At 67.6% G+C, this 2,803-nt stretch carries 3 protein-coding genes; all 3 read right to left on the reverse strand.

Features of this window, described 5'->3' with window-relative positions:
- On the reverse strand, positions 1-1,602 hold a 1,602-nt coding region (locus tag VFW45_13045; GenBank protein ID HEU5181709.1), incomplete at its 3' end, for an ABC transporter permease.
- Entirely contained in the window at positions 1,599-1,940 is a 342-nt protein-coding gene (locus tag VFW45_13050) for a PadR family transcriptional regulator (GenBank protein ID HEU5181710.1), read from the reverse strand. The genes VFW45_13045 and VFW45_13050, both read right to left, overlap by 4 nt.
- A gap of 79 nt (positions 1,941-2,019) precedes the next feature.
- On the reverse strand, positions 2,020-2,803 hold a 784-nt coding region (locus tag VFW45_13055; GenBank protein HEU5181711.1), incomplete at its 5' end, for an ATP-binding protein.

Here is a 2,803-nt window from a genome sequence, read left to right on the forward strand (position 1 = left end):
GAAGCCGAGCCGGCTGGTCATGGAGCGCACGAGCCCGCGGACCGCGACCAGGGAGGAGGTCACCAGCACGGCGCAGATGGCGATCTGCCCGACGAGGAGCAGATCGCGCGCGCCGATCCGCCGCCTTGTCTTCGCAACCGATCCTGCCTTGATTACCTCGTGCGGATCGGTGCGCAACACCTGCCGCACGGGGACGGCTCCAAACAGCAGGCCGCTCGCCACGGTCAGGAGCAAAGCCACGAGGTAGACGTTGCGATCCGGCGACAGCGGCACGTTGATCGGGAACTGCGGAAAGGGATTCCAGGCGCACAGCCAGCTCAGCAGCAGGATGCCGCCCCACAGGCCCAGCGCGCCGCCCATCAGTGCGATGAGCAGGGCTTCGACGAGGAGCTGCCTCAGGATGCGCAGCGGTCCGGCTCCCAGGGCCAGCCGCAGGGCGATCTCCCGAGAGCGATCGGAGGCGCGCGCCGCGAACAGGGTCCCCAGGTTGGCGCAGGCCGCCACCAGGATCAGCCCTGCCAGCAGCATCAGCCCGCTCATGAAGGCGCGCACCGGGCCGCCGAGGTATTCGCCGTAGAGCGCCGGGCGCGCCACCGCGTAGACTCCCGGCTGGTGCTCCTTCGGGTAGGTCTTTTCCAGTTCGGCGCTCAGAGCGGTGAAATCGGCCCCGGCCTGCTGCGGCGTCACGCCTTCCTTCAGATGCCCGAAGGTCATGAAGATCCAGCGCGCGGCGCGGTTGTCGAGGACGTTGAGGCTCTCCACCTGCTCCTGGTTGATCATCGGCACGAAGCCGTCGGGGGAGAGGATGAGCAGCGTCCCCCGGAAATCAGGCGGCGCGACCCCCAGGATGGTGAAGGGGTGCCGGTTCAGCTGGACGACGCGGCCGACAATGCCCGGATCCCCCTGGAAGCGGCTGCGCCAGAATGCGTGCGAGAGAATGAGGTAGGGGGCGCTGTTCGGTCCGTGCTCGTCAGAAGCGTGAAAATAGCGGCCGAGCTGCGGGCGGATACCGAGAACGTCGAAATAGTTGCCGCTCACCGCCAGGAGCCAGGCGCGAGTCGGATTGTTACCCGGGTCCACCGAGGCCGTCATGATGCCGTAGGCCGCAAGATCCTCGAAGCTGCGGTTGCGCTCGCGCAGATCAAGATAATCGAGATAGGACTGATTGGCGGAGTTGTCGCTTACGCGGTGGACCGAGTAGAGGCTGTCGGCCCGCGGCACGTTCAGCGGCCGGAGTACCAGGGCGTTGAGGGCGGCGAAGACCACCGCGTTCGCGCCAATCCCCAGCGCCAGGGTCCCGACGGCGATGAGGGTGAATCCCGGGGACTTGCGCAGCACGCGGAAACCGAAGGCGACGTCTTTCCCCAGAGTCTCGATGAAGTTGCCGCCGGTCGCCTCGTTGCACTCCTCGCGGAAACGCTGGCGGCCGCCGAACTCCAGGCGGGCCTGGCGCTCCGCCTCGGCGCGATTCACGCCGCCGCGCTCGAGATCGTCGGCCCGGTGCTGGATGTGTGAGACGAGCTCTTCCTCGATGTCGGTCTCCAGGTCAGCTCGCCGGAAGAAGCGGGCGGCCAGGGAGCGCAGGTAGGCCAACATCTTCATACTTCCCCCGGCTCGGCGGCGAGGACCGCGGCCATGGCCGAAGCCAGACGGTCCCATTCGCGCTTCTCCTCGCGCAGGCGCTTGCGGCCGGAGACGGTCAGCTCGTAGAACTTGGCCCGGCGATTGTTGTCGGAAGTCCCCCAGCTCGCCGCCAGGAGTCCCTGGCGCACCAGGCGGAACAGGGCCGGGTAGAGCGCTCCCTGCTCGATCGTGAGCGCCTGGCCGGAAATCTGCCCGATGCGCAGCAGGATGCCGTAGCCGTGCAGCGGGCCGAGCGAGACGGCCTTGAGAATCAGGAGATCGAGCGTTCCCGGAAGCAGCTGGGCTTGTCCCCCCATCGCACCCTCCTAAATGAGTTAGGAGTGTAGGCGCTCTTTCCTAAGCTGTCAAGGAGAGGAGAGAAGTGAAGCGCAGGCCTCAGAGATCGGACGGTGGCCTGGTGGGATCCGGAGCCGGCGCCGGAACTCCTGCGTCGGCGGGGGCCGGGCGTAGTTCGGGGGAAGCGACCTCGGAGATCGGCTGAGCGAGAATCTCCTGCAGAAGATCGATCTCGACCGGCTTGGTCAGATGGAAGTCGAATCCCGCTTCCTGGGAGCGGCGTCGATCCTCGCTCTGCCCCCAGCCGGTCAGCGCGACCAATCGCACCCCCGTTAACCCCTTTTGCTCGCGGATCCGCCCCGCGGCCTCGTAGCCGCTCAGCTTCGGCAATCCGATGTCCAGGAGTACGACTTCCGGCTGGAAGGTGGCCGCGGCACCCACCGCTTCCAGGCCGTCGTGGGCCGTGTGGACCTCGTGGCCCAGCATGCGCATCAGCATGCCCAGGCTGTCGGCGGCATCTTTGTTGTCGTCGACGATCAGGATCCGGCGCGTGGGGAAGGCGACGGACGCATCTTTTCCGGCTTCACCGGCCGTCGCCCCGGCCGCCCGGGAGGAAGCGATCGGGACGCGGACGACGAACTCGCTGCCCTTGCCGGGTCCCTCGCTGCGCGCCTCGACCGTCCCGCCGTGCATTGCGAGCAGCCGCTGGACCAGGGTCAATCCGATGCCGAGCCCTCCCTGGGCGCGCGCCAGGGAGCGATCGACCTGGGCGAAAGGCTCGAAGATCCGCGGCAGCATCTCCGGCAGGATGCCGATGCCGTTGTCCTTGACCGTGACCACCACGTCGCTCCCGTCCGTCTCCGCTTTCAGCTCGATGCGGCCG

Source organism: Candidatus Polarisedimenticolia bacterium (genome assembly GCA_035764505.1).
Lineage (GTDB): Bacteria > Acidobacteriota > Polarisedimenticolia > Gp22-AA2 > AA152 > AA152.